General features: G+C 75.9%; 14 protein-coding genes. 3 read left to right on the top strand and 11 right to left on the bottom strand.

The genetic code is table 11. From position 1 onward, the window contains the following. Positions 1-20: 20 nt before the first annotated feature. The 3 genes from ACFV4P_RS28170 (at position 21) to ACFV4P_RS28160 (ending at position 6,894) form a co-directional block, all read left to right on the top strand. Entirely contained in the window at positions 21-1,148 is a 1,128-nt protein-coding gene (locus tag ACFV4P_RS28170) for an AAA family ATPase (protein WP_380475737.1), read from the top strand. A gap of 170 nt (positions 1,149-1,318) precedes the next feature. After that, complete coding sequence (locus ACFV4P_RS28165) at positions 1,319-5,098, top strand: DUF5682 family protein (protein ID WP_380476070.1); 3,780 nt, start codon at positions 1,319-1,321, stop codon at positions 5,096-5,098. Then, entirely contained in the window at positions 5,095-6,894 is a 1,800-nt protein-coding gene (locus ACFV4P_RS28160; protein ID WP_380475735.1) for a hypothetical protein, read from the top strand. Before ACFV4P_RS28165 ends, ACFV4P_RS28160 begins: the two co-directional genes overlap by 4 nt. 16 nt (positions 6,895-6,910) lie before the next feature. On the opposite strand, the gene ACFV4P_RS28155 is transcribed toward ACFV4P_RS28160, so the two are convergent. The 11 genes from ACFV4P_RS28155 to ACFV4P_RS28105 all read right to left on the bottom strand — a co-directional run bounded on the left by ACFV4P_RS28155 (position 6,911) and on the right by ACFV4P_RS28105 (position 21,783). Beyond that, a complete protein-coding gene (locus ACFV4P_RS28155) occupies positions 6,911-8,641 on the bottom strand; it encodes a hypothetical protein (protein ID WP_380475733.1) in 1,731 nt (576 codons plus the stop codon). A 3-nt stretch (positions 8,642-8,644) separates the two neighbouring features. Further along, positions 8,645-10,378: a hypothetical protein gene (locus tag ACFV4P_RS28150; RefSeq protein ID WP_380475731.1), complete on the bottom strand. Its 1,734-nt coding sequence runs from the start codon at positions 10,376-10,378 to the stop codon at positions 8,645-8,647. 3 nt (positions 10,379-10,381) lie between these two features. Next, the gene (locus ACFV4P_RS28145) at positions 10,382-11,893 is read right to left on the bottom strand and encodes a hypothetical protein (protein ID WP_380475729.1); all 1,512 of its coding nucleotides are present in this window, start codon (positions 11,891-11,893) and stop codon (positions 10,382-10,384) included. Between the two features lie 101 nt (positions 11,894-11,994). Beyond that, positions 11,995-12,585: a hypothetical protein gene (locus tag ACFV4P_RS28140; protein WP_380475727.1), complete on the bottom strand. Its 591-nt coding sequence runs from the start codon at positions 12,583-12,585 to the stop codon at positions 11,995-11,997. Further along, positions 12,582-16,634, bottom strand: coding sequence for a LamG-like jellyroll fold domain-containing protein (locus ACFV4P_RS28135; protein WP_380475725.1), 4,053 nt, complete (start codon positions 16,632-16,634; stop codon positions 12,582-12,584). The genes ACFV4P_RS28140 and ACFV4P_RS28135 overlap by 4 nt, the downstream gene beginning before the upstream one ends. Next, positions 16,631-17,998, bottom strand: a complete 1,368-nt coding sequence (locus tag ACFV4P_RS28130) for a baseplate J/gp47 family protein (protein ID WP_380475723.1) — start codon at positions 17,996-17,998, stop codon at positions 16,631-16,633. Before ACFV4P_RS28130 ends, ACFV4P_RS28135 begins: the two co-directional genes overlap by 4 nt. Beyond that, positions 17,991-18,599 carry a hypothetical protein gene (locus ACFV4P_RS28125; RefSeq protein ID WP_380475721.1) on the bottom strand — a complete coding sequence of 203 codons (609 nt, stop codon included), beginning with the start codon at positions 18,597-18,599 and terminating at the stop codon, positions 17,991-17,993. Before ACFV4P_RS28125 ends, ACFV4P_RS28130 begins: the two co-directional genes overlap by 8 nt. A gap of 1 nt (position 18,600) precedes the next feature. Further along, positions 18,601-18,978: a hypothetical protein gene (locus ACFV4P_RS28120; protein WP_380475719.1), complete on the bottom strand. Its 378-nt coding sequence runs from the start codon at positions 18,976-18,978 to the stop codon at positions 18,601-18,603. Beyond that, the gene (locus tag ACFV4P_RS28115) at positions 18,978-20,858 is read right to left on the bottom strand and encodes a hypothetical protein (protein ID WP_380475717.1); all 1,881 of its coding nucleotides are present in this window, start codon (positions 20,856-20,858) and stop codon (positions 18,978-18,980) included. Before ACFV4P_RS28115 ends, ACFV4P_RS28120 begins: the two co-directional genes overlap by 1 nt. Further along, positions 20,849-21,277 carry a hypothetical protein gene (locus ACFV4P_RS28110; RefSeq protein ID WP_380475715.1) on the bottom strand — a complete coding sequence of 143 codons (429 nt, stop codon included), beginning with the start codon at positions 21,275-21,277 and terminating at the stop codon, positions 20,849-20,851. The genes ACFV4P_RS28115 and ACFV4P_RS28110 overlap by 10 nt, the downstream gene beginning before the upstream one ends. After that, a complete protein-coding gene (locus tag ACFV4P_RS28105) occupies positions 21,274-21,783 on the bottom strand; it encodes a hypothetical protein (RefSeq protein ID WP_380475713.1) in 510 nt (169 codons plus the stop codon). The genes ACFV4P_RS28110 and ACFV4P_RS28105 overlap by 4 nt, the downstream gene beginning before the upstream one ends. Positions 21,784-21,789 lie beyond the last annotated feature (6 nt).

The following is a 21,789-nucleotide window of genomic DNA, read 5'->3' as shown; positions in this document are numbered from 1 at the left end:
ACACGATTGAGGACCACGCCATGAGCACCGCCCCCGACCGGCAGCTCGTCCTGCCCGAGGACACGTACGCCGCCGAACTGGAGTTCCTCGCCGCGTACGACACCGGCCCGCGCCCGCCCGGCTGGCGGCTCACCCCGCGCGCCGTGGTCACCTTCGTCCTCGGCAGCGGCGGCGAGAAACTCAAGCACGGCCGGCGCGGCATGGTCGTCGAAGCGAAGTTCGTCGGCGACCGCGCCCTGGTCGAACGCTGCGTCGTCACGCTGGCCGGCGAACGCGGCCTGCTGCTCGTCGGCGAACCCGGCACCGCCAAGTCGATGCTCTCCGAACTCCTCGCCGCCGCCGTCTGCGGCACCAGCGCCCTCACCGTCCAGGGCACCGCCGGCACCACCGAGGACCAGCTCAAGTACGGCTGGAACTACGCCCTGCTGCTCGCCAAGGGCCCCAGCCGGGACGCCCTCGTCCCCTCGCCCGTCCTCACCGCCATGACCGGCGGCGCCGTCGCCCGCGTCGAAGAGATCACCCGCTGCCTGCCCGAAGTGCAGGACGCGCTGGTCTCGCTGCTCTCCGAACGGCGCATCGCCGTGCCCGAACTCGCCGGCAGCGCCGACGCCCAGCTGCACGCCGCGCCCGGCTTCACCCTGATCGCCACGGCCAACCTGCGCGACAAGGGCGTCTCCGAGATGTCCGCCGCGCTCAAGCGGCGCTTCAACTTCGAGACCGTCGGGCCGATCGGCGACCTCGACGCCGAGATCGCACTCGTCCGCCGCCAGTCCACCGCCGCCGTCGCCCGGGCCGGCGCCCCCTACGCCGTCGACGACGCCGTCCTCGAAGCGCTCGTCACCGCGTTCCGCGACCTGCGCACCGGCCGCTCCGTCGAAGGCTGGGACGTCGAACGCCCCTCCACCGTCATGAGCACCGCCGAAGCCGTCTCCGTCGCCACCGCGCTCGGCGTCACCGCCGCCTACCTCGACGGCACCGACACCCTCCACCACCTCCCCGGCCAACTCGTCGGCGTCGTCCGCAAGGACGACCCCACCGACACGGCCCGCCTGCTCGGCTACTGGGACGGCCCGGTCCGCCGCCGCGCCGAACAGGGCTCCGCCACCTGGCGCACCCTGTGGGACCTCCGCCCGGCCCTGGGGGACTGACCACAGTGACCACCGACGCCACCCCGCCCACCAGCACCTCACCGCCGGGGCCTGTCCACCCGGATGCGGACCCTCGCGACGACGCCCGGTCGGCCGCGACCGGGGCGCCCCCGATCGACGCTCCGGCGGAGCTCGCCCGTTCCGGCGTGGACGGCACCGGATCGACGGTCGTGGCCGACGGCGACGGCCGGTGCGCCGGCGTCGAGTCCGGGGGTTCTCCGGCGGAGGCCGTTGCCCGGCTTGCCGGTTCGGGTGTCGACGGTCCCGGGCCGTACCTGATCGGCGTTCGCCACCACGCCCCGTCGATCGCGGCCGTGCTGCCCGCCCTGCTCGACGCGGCGCGGCCGGACGTGCTGCTCGTCGAACTGCCCGAGGAGTTCCAGCCGTGGCTCGGCCTCCTCGCGGACGAGCGCACCGAGGCGCCGGTGGCGCTCGCCGCCGCAACCGCCGAGGAGGGTTCCGGCCCAGCGTTCTACCCGTTCGCGGACTTCTCCCCGGAACTGACCGCCCTGCGTTGGGCGGTCCGCCACGGCGTGCCGGTCGTGGCCTGCGACCTGCCACTGGCCCACCGTGCCGCCGAGACCCGTGCCACCGAAACCTGCGACACCGAGACCCGTACCACCGAGACCCGTGCCACCGGCCCCGCCGCGCAAGGCCTCGCCGAAGCCCTCCGCCGTCGCCTCACCGGTCGCCCGGACGAGGACCTGTGGGACCGCCTGGTCGAAGCCCCCGCCCCCGGCTGCACCCCGGAAGAAGTCCGCCGCGCCGCCCTCCTGGTCGGCTGGGCCCTGCGCCAGGACGCCCCCGCCGTCGACCCGCTCGACCTGCACCGCGAGTCGTGGATGCGCGCCCGCATCCACGCGGCGTCGGCGGACGGCCGCCGGGTCACCGCGGTCATCGGCGCCTTCCACGCACCGGCCCTGCTCGACAGTGACCGGACTGCGGGCGCTCCGTCGGCGACCGTCGCCGACCTGCCGCAGCACGTCGCGGCCGACCCGGCGTCAACGCCCGTGCCGGGGCCGGCGATCGACCGGCCTTCGGCACCCGCCCCGGCAACGGCACCCGCTCCGGCAACGGCAAGCGGACCATCGTCGGTGACCGCGTCTCCCGGCGGACCCGAGTCGTACGTCATCTCTCTCGTGCCCTACACCTACCCGCTGCTCGACGCCCGCTCCGGCTACCCCGCCGGTATTCGCGACCCGGAATGGCAGCACACCGTGCTGACTGCCGCCGGCGATCCGGAGCGCCTTGCCGCGGAGCTCACTCGTACTGCCGTGCGGATCTGTGAGGCGCTGCGCGGGCAGGGGCACCCTGCCGGGCCCGCCGATGGGCGGGAGGTGGTGCGGGTGGCCGGGGACCTGGGGCGGTTGCGGGGGTTGCCGGCGCCGGGGCGGGGGGAGTTGATCGAGGCGGTGCAGACGGTGTTGGCGCAGGGGGAGCCGCTCGGGCGTGGGCGGGCTGTGGCGCGGGCGCTCGAAGCGGTGCTGGTCGGGACGCGTACCGGTCGGCCGACTCCGGTCGCGCCCCGTACCGGTCTCGGTCCCGCCGTGGAGGCCCTGATCGCGGAGCTCGGTCTGCCCGGCGCGGCCGAACCGTCGCCGCGCGATCTCCGTCTCGACCCGCACCGTTCGGCCCTCGACGCAGGTCGTGAACTGCTGCTGCGTCGCCTGGAGGTGTGCGGCGTGCCCTACGGCGAACCGGTCGCCGTGACCGGTGCCGGCGGCGCCGACGCCGTCGGCTCGCGTTGGCGGGTGCAGTGGACGCCGGCCGTCGCCGCGATGCTGACCGTCGCGGGGATGCGCGGGGTGACGCCCGCCCAGGCCGCCGACGGGACGCTGCGGGAACGGCTGCGTCGCGAACGGGACGCGGGCGGTTCGACCGCCCGGCAGATCATCGACGGTCTCACCGCCGCCGCCGGATGCGCCCTGCCGGGCCTGAGCGCCGCCCGGCTGGACCAACTCGCCGACGAGGTACCGGCGGTGGCGTCCCTCCCCGAACTCCTCGACGGTCTCGCCCTGCTGGACCGGCTCGCCGCCGGACACCTGGCCGGGCCCGAGGCGGCCGCGCCGCTGCTCGGCCCGGCCGCCGCAGCCGCCGAACTGCTCACCGTCGCCGCCGTCCGGGGGCTCGAAGGCCTGGCGGGCTCCGAGGACGTCGCGGACGCCCGCGCCTTGGTGGAGTTCGCCCGCCGGGCCGACGCCGACGGCGGCATCAGGCTCGGCCATGTGCTGCGCCGGCTGGCCGACGACGGCTCGCCGCTGATCCGCGGCGCGGCCGGCGCGACCCGCGTACTGCTCGGCCACCAGGAGCCCGCCGAGTTCGGAGGCCGGGTCGCCTCCTGGGTGGACGCCGCCACCGCCCCGGACAGCCGGGCCGCGCTCGGCCGGTCCCTCGGCGGCCTGCTCACCGCGGCCGAGGGGCTGCTCACCGCTGCCCCGGCCGCGCTCGAACCCCTGCTGGCACGCGTCACCGAGCTCTCCGACGATTCCTTCCTGGATCGGCTGCCCGCACTGCGCGGCGGTTTCGACACGCTCAGCCCGGCCGCCCGGGACCGGCTGCTCGCCGTCATCGAGGAGCGTCTCGGCACGCACCTCGACACCCTGCCGACCGAGCTCGACCCGGCCACCCTCGCCACCTGGGCGAGAGCCGATCTGACGGCTCGTCACATCCTGGAGGCGGGCGGACTGTTGCCCGCCGCGAGCGAAGAGGCGCAGGCGTCCGACGCGGCGCAGGCGTCCGACGCGGCGCGGGCACCCGACGTGGCGCAGGCGTCCGACGTGGCGCAGGCGCCCGACGCGGCGAAGGTGCGGGACGAGCCGGTGGCACCGGCCCCCGGGGCCGTTCTCCCGCCCGCCGACCGCTGGCGGCTGGTGCTCGGCCGCCCGGGCAGCGGCCCCGGCCCGACCGGGCGGTCCGCGCGGCTCGCCGCCGCGCTCGACGAGCTCTACGGCACGGGCCGGGGCGAGGGCTCCGCCCCGGGCCCGACCGGCGACCGGCGCGGCGGCCGGGAGGCCCCGTACCCGGGCGTCCGGGAATGGTCCGAGGAACTGGTGGCGCTGTTCGGACCGGGCATCCGCGAGGAGGTCCTCGCCGCCGCGGCGGCGCACGGCCGCACCGACGTCCTGGAGGCGCTCGCCCCGGAGGCCGTCCGCCCCTCGGTCGACCTGCTGCGCACGGTGCTCCAGCACGCGGGCGGCCTGCCCGAGGCACGCCTCGCCGCGCTGCGCCCGCTGGTCCGGCGACTGGTGGACGAACTGTCGCGCGAGCTCGCGACCACGCTGCGCCCGGCCCTGACCGGACTCACCCTGCCGCGGCCGAGCCGCCGCCGGGCCGGCCCGCTCGATCTCGACCGCACGATCCGGGCCAACCTCGCCACCGCCCGGCCCGGCGCGGACGGCAGCACCGTGATCGTGCCCGACCGGCCGGTCTTCCGGACCAGGGCCGGCCGGGCCAACGACTGGCGACTGATCCTGGTCGTGGACGTGTCCGGATCGATGGAGGCCTCCACCGTCTGGGCGGCGCTGACCGCGTCGATCCTGGCCGGAGTCCCGTCCCTGACCGCGCACTTCGTGGCCTTCTCGACCCAGGTCGTCGACCTGAGCGGACGGGTGGACGACCCGCTGGGGCTGCTGCTGGAGGTCCAGGTCGGCGGCGGCACGCACATCGCAGCTGGCCTGCGGTACGCCCGCGACCTGGTCACCGTGCCGTCCCGCACGCTGATCGCGGTGGTCAGCGACTTCGAGGAGGGCTACCCGCTCGGCGGGCTGCTGGCCGAGACCCGGGCGCTGGTCGGCGCCGGCTGCCACCTGCTGGGCTGCGCCGCACTCGACGACACCGGGAAACCCCGGTACTCCAGAGCCGTCGCCGAACAACTCGTCGCCGCGGGCATGCCGGTGGCGGCACTCAGCCCGCTGGAACTGGCCCGCTGGGTGGGGGAGAAGATCCGATGACAGACACCCGATGGCCCGCCGTCGCCGCCGAGGTCGTCGCGGAGGTGGTGTCGGCCCTGTCGGCGCGCCTCCAGAAACGGCTCGACGGCGCGGCGGCCAAGCTCGCCGACCGCCCGCCGGTCCGGACGGGCGACGACTGGAGCGTGCGGATCGACGACGAGACGGTGCTGGTCCTGCACGCCCCCGACGGCACCGTCCGGACGGCCGACGACGTCCGGTGCGGCTGCCTGCTCGCCCCCGGGTGCCTGCACCGCGCCGCCGCCGTCACGGCCGCCCCGCTGGCCGCGCCCGCCGACGAGCAGACGCCGACCGGCCGGCAGACGCCCGCAGGACCCGTACCCGACACCGCAGTCGAGAAGGAGGAGCCGCTCACCCCCGCCGAGGCCGAGGCCGTCGACCGCCTGCGCCGGGTCGCGGCCGACACGCTGGCCGCGGGCATCAGCGGCGCGGGCAGCGTCCAGCAGGCCGAACTGCTGCGGACCGCCCACCAGGCCCGGCTGCTCGGCCTGCACCGGCCGGCCGCGCTGGCCGCCACGGTGGTCACCCGGCTGCGCGCCGCCCGGGCCGCCGAACCCGACCACCGGCTCGCCGACCTGGCCGCCGCCCATCGCGAACTGCTCGACGCCACCACCGTGTTCACGCCCCGCCAGGTGCGCGCGGCGGCGCGGCAGACCTACCGCGAGGTCGGCTCGCTCCGGCTGTACGGACTGTTCGCCGAACCGGTGGTGTCGGCCACCCACGCGGGCGTCACGGTCTGGGTGGTGGACGGCGCCGGGCAGCTCGCCACCGTCTCCGACGTCACCCCGCACGCCGATCCGACCGAGGCCGCGCAACTCGCCGGGGCGGCGGCCGGACGACCGGTCCGGCTCGGTGACGCGACGCTGTCGCACCGCGACCTCGCCCGGGCCGGGCTGGCCGTCCAGGGCGCCACCCGGACCGACTCCGGGCGGCTCGGCGCGGGCGCGAAGGTCCGGGCCGTGCGCGCCGCCGGGGCGGGCTGGGACGAGGAGCCCGCCGCCCGGCTCTGGGCGGAGCCGGTGCCCGCCCAGGTCGAACGGGCGCTGGCGGCCGGGCGCATCCCCCACGAGCAGCGTCCCGCCGGATCGGACCTGCTGTTCCTCGACGTCACCGTGCTCGGACCGGGGACCGTTCCCGGGTCGACCGCCCCGCAGCTGCTCGCCGAGTGCGCGGGGTCGACGGTGGCGCTGCTCCCCGCCCAGGACCATCCGAGGCTCGCATTCGCCGCCAACCTCGCGGCGCTGGCCTCCGCGCCCGGCCTGCCGCTGCGCGTGGTCGGCCGACTGGAGCGCGCCACCCATCCTCGATTGCGCCTGCTGGCCGCCGCCCCGGCCCCGGGGCCCGGCCCGGTCCTCGCCCTGCCGCCCGAGTACCGCAACCGGATCAACCTGGGCCTGGAACGCCTCCAGCACGCCGACCTGCTGCCGGACCGGCCCGAAACGCTGCCGCCGGCCGCCGCGTTCGCCCCGCAGCCGCCCTTCCACCTGCTGGCCCGCCCACTCGAACAGGCCGTCACCGGCGGGCGTCGGGCCCTGGCCGGACGCTCCGACCGGGCCGCCACCGAGGCGCGCCGACTGCGGTCGGCGGGCCTCGCCACCGCCGCCCAGCTGCTCACGGCCGTCCACGCGGCCGCCGCGGACCAGGAACGCGACGTCTTCGGCCGCCTGCACACCACCGACCACCTCGCCTTCGCCACGGCCTGGCTCGCCGCCGCCCGCTACCAGGAGGAGGTGACCACCGCGCTCTGCGCGGCCGCTTGGCCGACGGGCGCCGCGTGACGGGGGTGGGCCTCGTTCACCTCTCCTTCGGCGCGTCGTTCCGGACGGGGGCGGGCGGGACGCCGATCCCGCGTTCGGCGGGTTGGTCGAAGACGGTGGGGTGGAGGAAACGGCCCCGGTGTTCTGTGGATTTGGCGGTAACCGGGGTGACGGGGTTGGCCTGCGCCCACTTGTCGAGGCGGACGCCGGTGACCTGCCAGCTGACCACTCCGCCGGGCGGGCCGCCCGCGACGGAGAACCTGTTGCCGGAGATCCGGGCGCTGACGTGGAGGTCGGGGGCGGGGGCGTCGAGGGGGGTGAGTTGGTAGCGGAAGTGCTGGTTGAGTGCGTCGAACCAGTCGGGGAGGGTGACCCTCGCGGCTCCGGTGTCGTCGAGGGTGACGACGCCGTCGTAGACGTTCTTCTGTTCGGGTGAGGCGACGAAGGCGTGGGTGAGGGTGTTCTCGGCGGGGTCGAGCGGGTGGTCGATGACGAAGCGGGCGCTGCCGGCCGAGACGATCACGCCGTTGACCCGCAGGCCGTTGCTGATGTCCGCGCCGAGGGTGCGGCCGCTGGCCGTCAGGCCGGTCGAGCCCCAGGCGTGCACGCCCGCGTCGTACTCGCTGAGACCTTCGACGCCCGCACCGAACCAGCTGTGGCCTCGAACGGCCGGGCCCCTGTTGGGCGGGTCGGGCGAGCTGCCGCTGCCGCCGCCCCCGGGTTCCGGGTGCCCACAGTACGACTCGATGCCGACACCGTCGGAGCTGAAGGCCTCCACCGCAATGCTCGACCAGCTCGTCGCGTCGAGCGCGATGCCGCTGGTGCTGGTTGTGCGCATTCCGGCCCCGGAGTCCGAGATGCCGGAGACGCCGGTGCCGATCGTGCTGATGCCGGACACACCCGGCCCGGGGGCGGAGGTGCCCGTCACCCCCACGCCGTTCGTGCTCATGCCCGACACTCCGGGGGCGCCTGTGCCCAGGAGGCCCGCCCCGCCGGTGCTGGTGCCCGAGACCCCCGGGCCCCCGGTGCTGGTCCCGGCGACGCCCGGTCCCGGCGGGCTCGTTCCCACGACGCCGGGACCGCTGGTGCTCGAACCCGACACGCCGGGGGCACCGGTGCTGCTGCCCGACACCCCTGGACCGGCTGTCCCCGCGCCCGACAGACCGGCGCCGTGCGTGCTGGTGCCGAGGACGCCGGGGCCGGAGTCTGCCTGCCCGGACACGCCGGGGGACGCTCCGGCACCCTGCCCGGCCACCCCCACGCCGTGCGCGCTCGACCCCAGCACGCCGGGGCCGGAGTCTGCCTGCCCGGAGACGCCGGGGGACGCTCCGGCACCCGTTCCGGTCACGCCCACGCCCTGCGCGCTGGTGCCGGACACGCCGGGGCCGGCCGCTGCGTTTCCCGAGACGCCGGGGGATGTTCCGCCGCCCTGCCCGGTGACGCCCGGGCCCTGTGTGCTCGACCCGGACACGCCGGGGCCGGTGGCTGCTTTCCCGGCCACGCCGGGTTGGTCGGCGCCGCCGACTCCGAGGACGCCGGTGCCCCGGTCGCAGAAGCCCTCGACCCCGACGCCCTGGGCGGCCTCGTTGACGCCGACCACTCCCGCCGCGCGTACGTGTGTGGTGCCGGAAATCGGTGCGTCGCTGGAGCCGATCACGCCCGCGCCGAGGTCGGAGTCGCCCCACACGCCGAACTTCAACGCCGGTGATTCCTGGCCGGGGTCGAAGGTGCTCGATCCGTTCTGTGAATCAGGTGGCTTGATGGGCATCGTTCACGCCTCCTCGGGGAGGTCGTCCTGCCGGACGGGGACGGGCGGGACGCCGATCCCGCGTTCGGCGGGTTGGTCGAAGGCGGTGGGGTGGAGGAAGAGACCCCGCTGGTCGGAGGGCTTGGCGGTAACCGGGGTGACGGGGTTGGCCTGCGCCCACTTGTCGAGGCGGACGCCGGTGACCTGCCAGCTGACCCGTCCGCCCGGGGTGCCTCCCGCGACGGAGAAGCTGTTGTCGGAGATCTCGGCGCTGACGTAGAGGCCGGGGGCCGGTGTGCCGATCGGGGTGAGTTGGTAGCGGAAGCGCTGGTTGAGGGCGTCGAACCAGTCGGGGAGGGTGACCGTCGCGGCTCCGGAGTCGTCCAGGGTGACGACGCCGTCGTAGACGTTCTTCTGTTCGGGTGAGGCGACGAAGGCGTGGGTGAGGGTGTTCTCGGCGGGGTCGAGGGGGTGGTCGATGACGAAGCGGGCGCTGCCGGCCGAGACGATCACGCCGTTGACCCGCAGGCCGTTGCTGATGTCCGCGCCGAGGGCGCTGCCGCTGGCCGTCAGGCCGGTCGAGCCGCTGGCGGAGACGCCCGCGTCGTACTCGCTGATGCCTTCGAGGCCGTGTCCGAACCAGCTGTGGCCTCGAACGGCCGGGCCCCTGTTGGGCGCGTCGCCGAAGCCGATGCCACCCTGCTCGGGTTCCGGGTGCCCGCAGAAGGCCGCGACGGCGACACCGTCGTGGCTGTAGATCGCCGCCGCGGTGCTCGTGCCGGTCGTCGCGCTGAGTGCTTCACCGCTGGTGCTGGTTGCGCTCACCGCGGTCCCGGATTGCGAGGTGCCGAGGACGCCGGTGCCGGTGGTGCTGCCGCCGGACACTCCCGGTCCGAGTGCGCTGGTGCCGGAGACGCCCGGTGCGGCGGTGCTGGTGCCGGCGACGCCGGGCCCGCCGGTGCTGCTGCCGGAGACACCCGGCCCGGCCGTGCTGTTGCCGGACACCCCTGGTCCGGGCGTGCTGGTGCCGGAGATGCCGGGCCCGCCGGTGCTGCTGCCGGCGACGCCGGGACCCGGCGCGCTCGCTCCCACCACGCCCGGCCCGCCGGTGCTCGAACCCGTCACGCCGGGACTGCTCGTGCTCGTGCCCGACACCCCCGGCCCGGCCGTCCCCGCACCCGCCACGCCGACGCCGTGGGTGCTGGTACCGATGACGCCGGGGCCGGAGTCGGCCTGTCCGGTGACGCCGGCGGAGGTCCCGCCGCCCTGTCCGGACACGCCGACCCCCTGGGCGCTGGTGCCGGACATGCCCGGGCCCGCGTCGGACTCCCCGGTGACGCCGGCGGAGGTTCCGGCGGCCCGTCCGGTGACGCCGACGCCGTGGGCGCTGCGACCGAGGACGCCCGGGCCGGAGTCGGCTTCCCCGGTGACGCCTGCGCCCTGCGCGCTGACGCCGGTGACGCCGGGGCCGGTGCTCGCTCTCCCGAGGACGCCGGGTTGGTCGGCGCCGCCGATTCCGAGGACGCCGGTGCCCTGTGCGCAGAAGCCCTCCACGCCGACGCCCTGGGTGGCTTTGTTGACGCCGACGACTCCCGCCGGGCGTACGTGTGCGGTGTCGGTCATCGGTGTGTCGCTGGCGCCGATCACGCCCGCGCCGACGTCGGAGTCGCCCCACACGCCGTACTTCAACGCCGGAAATTCCTGACCGGGGTCGAAGGTGCTCGCTCCGGACTGTGACTCAGGTGGCTTGATGGGCATCGTTCACGCCTCCTCGGGGAGGTCGTCCTGCCGGGCGGGGACGGGCGGGACGCCGATCCCGCGTTCGGTGGGCTGGTCGAAGACGGTGGGGTGGAGGAAGAAGTCCTGCTGGTCCGGAGGTTTGGCGGCCACCGGGGTGAGGGGGTTGGCCTGTGCCCAGCTGTCGAGGCGGACGCCGGTGACCTGCCAGCTGACCCGTCCGGCAGGTGGGCCGCCGGCCAGGGAGAAGCTGTTGCCGGAGATCTCGGCGCTGACGTGCAGGCCGGGGGCGGGTGCGCCGATCGGGGTGAGCTGGTAGCGGAAGTGCTGGTTGAGTGCGTCGAACCAGTCGGGGAGGGTGACGGTCGCGGCTCCCGAGTCGTCGAGGGCCACCACCCCGTCGTAGACGTTCTTCCGCTCCGGCGAGGCGACGAAGGCGTGGGCGAGGGTGTTCTCGGCGGGGAGGAGCGGATGGTCGATCACGAACTGGGCGCTGCCGGCCGCGACCATCACCCCGTTCACCCGGAGGCCGCCGGTGATGTCCGCGCCGAGATCGCCTCCGCTGGCCGTCAGTCCGGTCGTGCCTCCGGTGGCGGCGATCCCGACCCCAAAACTGTGGCCGGTCACCCCGGTGCCATCGGACGAGGTGCCGGATACACCCGCGCCGGTGTGGGTGTATCCGATCACTCCCGGACCGTTGGAGCTCAAACCAAACACCCCTGCGCGGTCGCTGCTGCGGCCGAAGACACCCGGTGCGCCGGCACCGCCCGCCGCGGTGACCCCGGCCGCGCCCGGCCCGCCCGTACCGCTCACACCGACACCGCCTGCGCTCGTCCCGGAGACACCGGGCGCCGTGCCGCCGCTCTGGCCGCTCACGCCGGCGCCGTGCGCGCTCGTCCCCGACAGACCCGGACCCTGGCCGCTCGCCCCGGTCACGCCCGGGCCGGCGTCCGCCTGGCCGGACACCCCGGCCGAGGTGCCCGTGCCCTGGCCGAGCACCCCGGCACCCCGGGCGCTCGTGCCCTGCACGCCCGGCCCGCCGGAGGCCGTTCCCGAGACGCCGGCGCCGTCGGTGGCGCGGCCCAGCACCCCGGTCCCCGAGGTGCTCGTCCCCTGCAGTCCGGGCCCGCTGCCGCTCTCGCCGGCCGCACCCGGACCGCTGTCCGACCGTCCCGAAACGCCGGGGGCTGCTCCGCCGCTCTGCCCGGTGACACCGGGGGCTGCTCCGCCGCTCTGCCCGGTGACACCGGGGGCCGCTCCGCCGCTCACCCCGGTGACGCCGACTCCCTGCGCGCTGACGCCGGTGACGCCGGGGCCGGTGTCCGCCTTCCCGGAGACGCCGGGTTGGTCGGCGCCGCCGATTCCGAGGACGCCGGTGCCCTGCGCGCAGAAGCCCTCCACGCCGACGCCCCGGGTGGCTTCGTTGACGCCGACGACTCCCGCCGGGCGTACGTGTGCGGTGTCGGTCATCGGTGTGTCGCTGGCGCCGATCACGCCCGCGCCGACGTCGGAGTCGCCCCACACGCCGAACGTCAACGCCGGAGATTCCTGACCCGGATCGAACGTGCTCGTTCCGGACTGTGACGCAGGTGGCTTGATGGGCATCGATCACACCTCCTCGGCTCGGCCGGGTGCGTTCACTGGCAGACGATCTGGATGCAGTTCAGCGTGACGGCGCCCGTGTTGCCGCCACTGGTGGCATCGGCCTCGACGAAGTACTTGTTCGCGGAGTTCTTGACGGTCGTCGGCGTCACCGGTTGGGCGGGTTCCCCGAAGGCCTTGAAGTCGATGATCGGTACCGCGCCCGTCGACGCCATGTCGTTGCTCCGCAGGTGGACGCCCGGCAGCGGCACCGGTTTGGTGGGGTCGGCGGGCCGGACGGAGCCGAAGACCGTCATCGACACGATGGCGGCCCCGCCGGGGAGCACGACGCTCATGATGCCGTGCGCCTCCGCGACCGTGTCCGGTTTCTGCGCGAAGTCGTTGTTGAGGACCCAGGCGGCGGGCGGGGAAGTGTTGGGCGCCAGCACCGGGACGAGGCTGAGGACGGTCTGCTTCCCGGCGATCTTGTCGATCACCGGGTTGAGGTGGTCGTCGGCGATCGTGCGGAACTCGGCCTCCAGGTTGTGGAAGCGGATGTTGAGGCCCTTCTCGCCGCCGGCCTGGACCCGGTCCTCGTTGTCGATCCAGTCCTGGTGCGTGAACGCGGGATGGTACTCGTTGATCATGGCGGATCGTCCCTCTCCGGCCGGTGGAACGGCAGTTGGTCGTAGGTGTGGTAGGTCGGGAAGGTGAACGCGGGCAGCAGGTCCGCGTCGGCCCCGGCGAGTTCGCGGACGTGCGCGCGCAGGTCGCCGGTCAGGAACTCCACGCCGATCGGCTGGAACCAGTTGAGGACGTTCAGCACCAGGTCGTACTGGCCCTTGCCGATCACCGCCTGCGGGTCCGCGGGCCGCACCTCGCACTGGTAGGGCAGCACGGGGCTGCCCCGCAGGCAGTCGGCGCGGACCCGGACCAGACCGGGGGCGAGGCCGGTGACCGCCGTGACCGGGGCGTCGAAGGCGACGGGTTCGGCCCGGCCCGGACCGAACGGCAGCACGGACCAGGCGACCCGCACCCCGGCGTCCGGGCCGAGGGTCTGCCGGGAGGTCAACTGCGGTGGCTGCGGCGGGCTCTGGCCGAGCGGCCGCTGGTCGGCGAGCAGCAGGGCGCCGCCGGCCTCGGGGGCGGCGAGCAGGCACGGCGGGTAGGGCGCGGCGGCGGGGGAGGCGGCCAGCGCGCGGCAGTCGTCGCCGGCCGCGAACGGCAGCGGCAGCCACTGGCCGTCGGCGGTGTCGAGGACGTGCACCCGTCCGCCCGTCCCGCCGAGGCCGGCCGTCGCCACGTACAGGTGGCGCTGGTCGGTGGCCGGGCAGATCGCCACCGGGGCCGTCCCCGGCGGGAAGGCGGTCAGGGTGGTGTCGGGCACGGCCGCACCCGGCCGGTAGACCTGGAGCGCGCCGCGGCCCGCCCCGGTGGCCCCGGTGTCCACGCCGACGTAGAGCCTGCCGTCGGTGGGGCCGTACGCCGCGCACAGCACCCGGGCGGCGTCGGGGACGGCGACCGGGCCGCCGTGCAGTGTTCCGGCCTGCCGGTCGACCAGGCAGAACCGGGAGCCGTCCAGGAGCACGGCCAGCAGTGGGCCGCTGCCGGCGGCGACGGCGCCGGGCGGGCCGGGCAGCGGCAGGTCGAGGAGCTGGGTTCCGGACTGCGGGTCGTAGGCGCGCAGGGTGCCGTCGGTCGCGGTCAGGTAGAGCCGGGTGCCGTCGGTGCCGAGGGCCACCGCGTCCGGGGTCGCCAGCGGCGTGGCGGCGAGGGTGCCGGGGTCGAGGGCGACCACCCGGCCGCGCTCGTGGGCGACGAACAGCCGGCCGCCGACGAAGGCCAGCGAGACGGGCAGCGGCCCGGTGCGGACCGCACCGGCGAAGGCGGGTCGGGGCATTGCTCCGGGCGGCGCGGACAGGTCGTACGCGACGATCCGGTGGCTGCCCCGGTCGGCCAGGAAGACCCGGCCGCCGTCGGGCCGGAAGCAGGCGGCGGCCGGTGCCGCACGCGGGCCGACGGCGACGTCGATCCCGGTCTCCGTGGTCAGTTCGGCCGCGGGTGGGCTCGGTGTCACCGTGAGCTGCTCGCCCGCCGCCACCGCGAGCCGGACGGAGCCACGCCCGCCGACGGTGGCCGGGGCCTGTACGGCGATGTGGTCGAAGCCGGCGGCGAACGCGCGCGCGGCCAGTGCGGCCGGGGTCAGCGGGAACGGGTGACCGACCGTGACCGGCTTGTCGTCGCGCAGCACCAGGACCCGGCCCTGGCCGGCCAACCCGGGGTCGGTCGGCTGGTGGGCGCTGACGACGGTGAGCGGTGCGGTCCGGCCGAGGCCGGCCAGCAGCCGGTCCAGGGCGGCTCCGGCGGCGGGCTGCATCCGACGGTTGTCCGGGTCGGAGCCATAGTCGACGGGGGCGGGTTCGGCGCCGAGGTCGTCGGTGCGCACCTGCAGGTACGCGGCGTCGAAGTCCTCCGTGACGGTGCCGGCCGCCTCGGCCTCGGTCGCGCCGATCCGGCCGTCGCGTCCGATGCTCTGCCCGGCTGTCAGCAGGTCCTCGGGCAGGCCGATCCGCAGCGGCAGACGGCCGCCACGGGTGTGTCCGGCCCGGGTGACCTCGACGCCGACGGTGACGTCGCCCGCCGCCGTCGCGTGCAGGGTCGCGGTGTCGGCCGGACTGCCGGGGGAGACGTCGGCGGAGCCGGGGCCGTCACGGGTGACCGACCAGTGGACGACCGCGCCGGTCGCCGCCGATACCGGCGGGTCGAGGGCGAGAGCGGCGCTCTGGCCCTGGACCGGGGGGAGTCCGGCGGTGACGGAGATCGCGAAGGCGTCCCCGGGCGGCTGGGAGGCGTGGATCCGGTCGTCCGGCCCGCAGGAGACCCAGCCGAAGCCGGCGGCGTGCGCGTGCACACCGAGCTCGGCGGTCGGGACGGTGCTGTGGCGCAGGCTCAGGGCCCGGCCGACGGCGTGCAGGCCGGGGCCGGCCGGGTCGTAGGCGTGCAGCACGGTCAGCTCGCCGCCCTGTGCCTCGGGCAGCCCGGCGAGCCGGGCGAGCAGGGCGTCCAGCGCCTGTCGGGTGGTGAGCTGCATCAGCCGGTTGTCGTCGTTCCCGTCGAAGCCGAGGCCCAGCGCGTTCCGGTGGGCGGAGATCCACAGCGGGTCGAAGTCGGGCTCGTCCGCGGCGGTGCCGACGGCCTGCTCCTCGGTGGGCAGCGGGTCGCCGTCGGCGGCGATCCGCCGGCCGGGGGTGAGCCGGGGCGGCAGCACCCGCAGCACGGCGGAGCCGGAGGCGATCTCGGCGGTGGTCTCGTCGACCACCAGCAGGTCGGAGCCGCCGCCCGCGAGCCGGTTCAGGGCGTCCTGCAGGTTGTCGGGGGTGGGGAGCAGCCAGCTCTGGAAGATGGCGAGCCGGTCGCGGTACTGCTCGTCGCTCTCGCCGGTGACGGGGGCGAACGAGGTGCGGGCGAGGTCGGAGATCCGGACTTCCTCGACCAGCCCGAGGTAGGGCGCGTCGGTGGTGGAGCCCCCGGCGGTCTCGTGGCCGGTGCCGATCACCAGGGGCTGCCCGGAGGTGAGCGGGCCGAGCTTCGCGATCGGGACCCGGTTCACCTCGGCGCCGTCGAGGTACAGCCTGGCGTCGGCCCCGGGGCCGGAGCGGCGCAGGGTGGCGGCGAGGTGGTGGAAGCGGCCGTCGGCCAGGTCGAGGTCGGCGAAGAGATCGGTGTCGGCGGTGCCGTCGGAGACGGTGAAGCGCAGGTTGTGGTCGATGCCGCGCCAGGTGCCGAGGGCGAGCGACCAACCGCGCGGCGGGCCGGACGAGCTCGGCGGATCGCGGCGGGCCAGCACGGCGCCGGGGCCGGTGACGGTCCGGTCGGGGCGGACGACGGCCTCGACGGTGAAGTCGGCGGTGAGGTCGGGCAGGTCGGTGACGGTGACGGCGCCGCCGGGCGGGCCGAAGCCGAAGGCGGGCCCGAACCGGCCGGGGCGCCCGGGCCGTGCGTTGCCGGTGACGGTGGTGCGGGCCGGGTCGAGGTGTCCGCTCGCGTCGACGGGCGCGGGTCCGGCGAGGTGGAGGAGCGCGAGGGTGTGCACGTCCGGTTCGTGCCGCTGCGGCGGGAAGCGGGGCGCGCCGAGGTCCTGGCCGAGCAGGTCGAGTCCGGCGCCGCGGGCGTGCTGGGCGAAGCGCTGGCGGGCGACGTCGGCGGCGCGGCGGTCGAGGTCCTGGTGGTCGCGGCCGATCGTCCACAGCAGCCGGGCGAGGGTGCCGAGCAGCGCGGTGAGCTGCCAGTCCTCCGGGCCGGTCGGCGCGGGCGGCTGCGGGGCGAGCCCGGTGATCCGCAGGCCGGGGCCGAACTCGGCTGCGGTACCGGGGAGTTCGACGGCCAGCTGGTCGCCGCCGGGCCATCCGGCGGGGAAGGTGACGTCGGCGTGCTCCTGCGTCGTGCCGGGGGCGGTGCTGCGGGTGAAGGTGACGCGGACGGTCGTCGGTTCGGCGCAGGTGTGCGCGGGGGCGAGCAGGTGGCGCGGGGCCTCCGGGTCGCGGCCCCAGCGGGACCGGTAGGCGGACAGGCCGTCGTACTGCGGCTCTAGGACGCCGTCGGTGCCGGCGGTGAGCGGCAGGGCGAGACGCTCCAGGCCCCGGGCGTAGGCGGGCGTGAGGCCGCCGGCCATCACGTCCAGGAAGTCGGCGGTCATGCGCTCACCACCTGAAGGTCGATCAGCGGGCTGTCGAGGTCGAAGGCGGCGATCTCGTCGGCGGCCAGGGCGAGGTTCTCGCCCACGGACAGCTCCCGGGCGTCGCCGTAGACCGCGCCGCCCTGGCCGACCTCGCCGAAGACGGGGGCGCCGCGCCGCAGGCGCAGGTTCTGCACGTCGGCGACCCCGGCGACCGACCGGGCAGTGAGCACCAGGTCGGAGTGGAGCAGGCCGCGGCCCAGGCGCAGCCGCCCGACGGCGGTCTGGACGGCGTCCAGGATCTCGCCGCGGATGGCGTCGGCGTCGTGGCCGGGCTCGACCACCAGGGTGGCGCGCAGGCCGACGTCGACCTGGTTGGCGGGCCTGAGGTCGGGGAAGATCGAGACCGGCCGCCACTGGCGCACCACGTCGACCACGGCCGGGCGGACGGCCGGGACGTCGCCGTCCTCGGGGAGCCAGGGCCAGCCCGGTTCGACGGCGACGACGATGTCGAAGAAGTACGGGGAGCCGGTCTGCCGTCCGGCGGTGAACCGGTGCTGCCCGAACGCGTAGGTGTTGAAGGCGGCGGTCGACGTGTCGATGCCGCCGAGCGGGTCGAACAGGGCGGCGTCGCGCACCCCGGGGATGTCGAGGAGCTCGCCGAGCACCGCGTCCTGGGTCCACACCGTCCGGGGCACGCCGAGCAGCCGGGCGCGGTGGACGTCGTCGGGCTCGTCCAGCTCGCCGCCGGTGATCGGCCCCCGGGCGGTGACGGTGACGATGGCGGGGCCGAGGGCGAGGTGCACCTCGGCCCAGTGCGGCTCCAGTTCGAGGTCCGCCCCGTCGGGCGGGTTGCCGCCGGGCCCGCGCTGCACCGCGCGGACGCCGACCGTGGCGGTGGGGGAGGCGGCGTCGAGGGTGGCGGAGGCGGTGGTGCGCAGCTCGACGACGGTCCGGCCGGCGGCGGGGACGGTGCGGACGGCGGCGCCCTGGGGGACGACGACGGCGCGGTCCGGGCCCTGGTCCTTCACGGTCAGGTCGACCTCGCCGGTGGCCCACAGCTGCTGCCGGGGCCGGCCGAGGTCGAGGCCGAGCAGAGTGAGCGCCTCGCCCTGCGCGGTGGTGACGAAGTTGGCGTAGTACTGGTTCTCCAACGCGCGCCAGAGTTCGTGGACGTGGACGGCGGCGGCGTCGAGCACCTTGCGCAGCGCCGAGCCGGAGCTCAGGTCGACGTCGCTGCCGAACATGGCGCGGGCGCGGGCCTGCTGGTCGGCGACGATCCGGTCGATGCCCTTGAGGACGAAGCCGTCCGCGGTCACGCCGTAGCCGTCGTCGGCGGGCGGGTCGGGGCCGACCGGCTCGGTGGGAGGGGTCTGGTCAGTCAAGGCGTCCCCCTGAGGTGAGGGTCAGCGTGGAGCCGGCGACGGTGTCGAGGATCGCGTGGACGGTGTACCGGCGGCTCGCCCGGGCCGTCGCGACGATCTGCTGGAAGGCCGCCGGGTCGAGGTCGGGCCGCAGTTCGAGGAAGCGCGGGTCGTCCTCGAAGAACACCTCCCGGACGTCGGTGACCCGGCGGTCGGCGGCCAGGCAGCGGACGAGTTCCATCCGCAGGTACTCCTTGCGGGCCGGGAGGTCGAGCGCGTAGCGGCCGAGGGAGAGCCGGTCGAAGCCGAAGCCGGTGTTGAGCCGGTCGCTGCCGAGCTGGGTGTCGACGGCCAGCAGCAGCGCCTGGACGAGGGCGTCGGGGCCCGCGTTCTCGGCGGGGCCGCCGGTGGCCGGGTCGGTGACCAGGTCGCCGTCGTCGAGGGCGAGGCCGCGGCCGAGGCTGGGCGCGCCGGAGCCGTCCGTCGGCGCCGTACCCGGCAGGTCGGGGTAGCGGGCGGCCAGCACGGCGGGGTCGGTCAGCACGCCCGGGTCGGCGAGGACGGCCGGGTCGGCGAGGACGGCGGGGTCGACCGGGGCGGTGGGGTCGCCGGGGAGTGTCATGTCAGCTCGCCTCCAGGATCTTCTGGCCCGCGTCCGCGATCGTCCAGCTGCCCTTTCCGGTGCCGCTCACGGTGTCGCCGGTCGCGGTGTCGAGCAGCACCGGCTGCTCGGCGACGGTGAGCTTCGCGGTGCGGCCCACCGGCCGGGTGGGTGCGGTGACGCAGGGCTGCGGCTGCCCGTTCGGGAGGGTGGCGGGGCAGGGGGTGATCATGCCGGGGACGGGCGCGGCGGCGCTCCCGAAGGCGAACCCGGCCTCCGCGCCGGACAGCAGGGCGCCCGCTCCGCCCACGGTGAGCGCGGTGCTGCCCGGCCCGGGCAGCCGGCACGCACCGCCGTGCACACAGGTGATGACTGCTCCTTCGACCAGGACGAACGACATCAGCCGATCGCCACCTTCCCCTGCTTCAGCGTCAGGCCGACTCCGCCGGCGCTGACGCTCGCCTGTTCTGCGGTCACGTTCAGTTCGGACCCTCCGACGGCCACCCGCACCTGGTCGGCGGAGACCGTGACGGAGGTCCCTCCGGCCGTCACCGTCACCTCGGCGCCGGCCGCGGCGGTGAGGTCGACGTCGCCGCCCGGGCCGATCCGCAGCGCGGTGCCGGAGGCGTGCGAGAGCTGGAACTCCTCGGCGGCGCCCTCGGTCGGCCGGTCCCCGACGGCGGAGCAGGCGGCGGCGCCGACCACCACCTTCAGCCCGGCCGCCTCGATCACCCGGCGGCCGTCCGCCGCGGTGAGGTCGTTGGCGCCCTTGCCGATCGGGCGCGGGTTCGGGCCGGGCGAGATCGCGGTGGGCAGGCACAGCCACCAGTCGCCGGCCTTCGCGGCCGGGCGGGCCATCGTCGGCTCGTTGCTCCACAGGAATCCGCCGACCACCGTGTCGGCCCGGGAACCGCGGACGCCGTGCAGCAGCGCGCGCATGCCCGGGTACACGGGGACGCTCAGGCCGGTGTTGTACCAGGCGAACGGCGCCGCCAACGGCTTGCCGTGCAGCACCGGACCGCCGGGGATCACGGCGAGGTCCACGCTCGGCGCGGCCGCCGGCGGGCCCGCGCCCTGCCCGTACCGGAGATCGGCGACCCGCCGGTCGGGCTCGGCGGCGGAGACCTCGCCGACGTCGACCGACGGCGAGACGGCGCGGGCGTCGCGGATGCGCTGCGAGATCGCCTCGACGACCGCGGCCGGGCTGCCCCGGCGGGCCGCCTCGGTGTTCCGGCGATTCGCGTCGTCGCTCCCGCCGCCGCCGAGGCCGAGGCCGCCCGGTGCGGGGGTGAAGGCGGCCGCCCGGCCGGTGCAGACGTAGCCCTCCCGGGAGGAGGAGTGGGTCAGCTCGATGATCCGGTAGCCCCGCAGCGGGTTCTCGAACCCGGCCACGCCCGCCGCGACCAGCTGGCCGGCCCGCAGCTCCGGCGTGCCCAGCACGGTGAAGTCGAACGCCGCCACCGAGACGTCGTCGGGCAGGTCGCCGGCGACCCGCAGCGCGCCGGCGGTGGCCGCCCGGACCGGCCGGAACGACGCCAGCCGGGCGACCGTTCCGGTCGCGGGCGCGATCAGCGCGTCCTCGCCGGCCAGCGCCGACAGCGCGGCCGACGGGTCGGCCGGGACGGTCGGGCCGGGCCCCTGCGGTGGGTGGGCGACGGCCGTGCCGAACTGCACGGTGCCGTCCTGCACCAGGAACTCCGCCCCGCAGTCCCGGGCCAGGTCCGACAGCAGCTCGAAGTCGTTGGGGCCGTCCAGGTTGAAGTCCTGCGCCTCCCCGGCCGGGGAGGCGCCGGCCGCGAGGGTGCCGCCGCTGCGCTCGACGATGGCCGCGGCGGCGGCGGCCGGCGTGGTCTGCACCGAGTGGAAGTGCACGAGCCCGTCCCCGTCGGTCGCGCCGGTGGCGGTGAGCAGCCGGTGCGCGGCCTCCTCGTCGCCCGTCAGGCACACGCCGAGCGGCGGGAACCGGGGCGAGACGCCGATCCCGGTCACCCGGCCGCGCAGCACGGCCTGCCGGGAGCCCGGCGCGTCCAGGTACCCGAGGGTGATCACCACCGGCACGCCGCCGCCCGCCCCGCCGCGCCTGTCGTCCAGCGCGCCCGAAAGCGCCCGGTGGGCGGCCAACGGCAGGGTGGCCAGCTCGACGGTGAAGCCGCCCGCCCGGCCGAGCGCGTGGTCCACGGTGATCGCCGCGTCGCTGAGGATGCCCGCGGACGTGGCGTCGTCGGACACCGTGAGGCCCAGCGTCGGGAACGCCACCCGGTACCAGAGGATCACGCCCATCGCTGCGCCACCCCGATCACGATCTCGGTGCCGTAGTGGCCGGGCCCGTTGAGGTTGCCCCGGGCCACCTTGGCGGTCAGCAGGCGGATCGCCAACTGTCCTGCGGTGTGGACGAGTTCGGGTTCGACGACGAGCTTGCGCAGGAACACCGTGCGCGGCCCGGCCGCCCCCTGGCGGACCACCCGGAGCACCAGGTAGCCCGGCGGCGTCACCGCCGTGGGCGCCGGGGCGGGGGCCGTCAGGTCGTACAGCGTCTCCGGCGGGTCGGAGTCGGGGGCGTCCAGCTCGGCGTACAGGCCGAAGTCGTAGACGGTGGCGCCGACCGGGCAGCTGAACGCCTGCGGAAGGCCCTCGTCGGGCTCCACCGGCAGCCGGTCGAACTCCGGGGCCGGAACGGTCGGGACGGCGGACGTGGTCACAGCTTGCCTCCCAGCTGGCGGCGGACGGGAACCATGTCGCTGACGGTGGGCACGGCCGCGATGCCGACCGCGAGCAGCATGTCGGCGGCCTCGCCGATCAGCGCGGACAGGCTGGACCGCGGGACCTGCTCCAGGGTGATGTTGGCATCGATCGCGTCGCGCTTCCGGTTGGACTGGGTGAACCGCAGGCCGGTGATCTGCATGTCGAGGCTGATCGTCATCCCGCACACCACCGGGAGCCCGGCCAGGTTCATCAGCGGAGCGGTGGCGGGCGCCAGGGCCCGCGAGGTGAGCGCCAGCGCCTCCAGGCCCTTCTTCACCAGCAGCCTGGTCCGGCCGACCAGCACCGCCTCGACCGTGATGGTCCTGGTGGTCGGGGAGACCAGCTGGGCCAGCCGGCTGCCCGCGATCCGGGCCACCTGGTAGCCCTCGTCGACGGTCAGGCTGGTGACGGTCAGCAGCGGCACCGGGCCGATCAGCACGGGGACGTTCAGGCCGGACAGCATGACGGG

It is taken from the genome of Kitasatospora sp. NPDC059795 (genome assembly GCF_042732175.1).
GTDB lineage: Bacteria > Actinomycetota > Actinomycetes > Streptomycetales > Streptomycetaceae > Kitasatospora.
Note: the sequence above shows the minus strand (reverse complement) of the source record. Positions and strands in the feature narration are given on the sequence as shown.

Excerpts from the sequence above, each read along its gene's own strand:
- ACFV4P_RS28170 (WP_380475737.1), top strand. The coding sequence starts at position 21 with ATGAGCACCGCCCCCGACCGGCAGCTCGTCCTGCCCGAGGACACGTAC.
- ACFV4P_RS28160 (WP_380475735.1), top strand. The coding sequence starts at position 5,095 with ATGACAGACACCCGATGGCCCGCCGTCGCCGCCGAGGTCGTCGCGGAG.
- ACFV4P_RS28155 (WP_380475733.1), bottom strand. The coding sequence starts at position 8,641 with ATGCCCATCAAGCCACCTGATTCACAGAACGGATCGAGCACCTTCGAC.
- ACFV4P_RS28150 (WP_380475731.1), bottom strand. The coding sequence starts at position 10,378 with ATGCCCATCAAGCCACCTGAGTCACAGTCCGGAGCGAGCACCTTCGAC.
- ACFV4P_RS28140 (WP_380475727.1), bottom strand. The coding sequence starts at position 12,585 with ATGATCAACGAGTACCATCCCGCGTTCACGCACCAGGACTGGATCGAC.
- ACFV4P_RS28135 (WP_380475725.1), bottom strand. The coding sequence starts at position 16,634 with ATGACCGCCGACTTCCTGGACGTGATGGCCGGCGGCCTCACGCCCGCC.
- ACFV4P_RS28125 (WP_380475721.1), bottom strand. The coding sequence starts at position 18,599 with ATGACACTCCCCGGCGACCCCACCGCCCCGGTCGACCCCGCCGTCCTC.
- ACFV4P_RS28120 (WP_380475719.1), bottom strand. The coding sequence starts at position 18,978 with ATGTCGTTCGTCCTGGTCGAAGGAGCAGTCATCACCTGTGTGCACGGC.
- ACFV4P_RS28115 (WP_380475717.1), bottom strand. The coding sequence starts at position 20,858 with ATGGGCGTGATCCTCTGGTACCGGGTGGCGTTCCCGACGCTGGGCCTC.
- ACFV4P_RS28105 (WP_380475713.1), bottom strand. The coding sequence starts at position 21,783 with ATGCTGTCCGGCCTGAACGTCCCCGTGCTGATCGGCCCGGTGCCGCTG.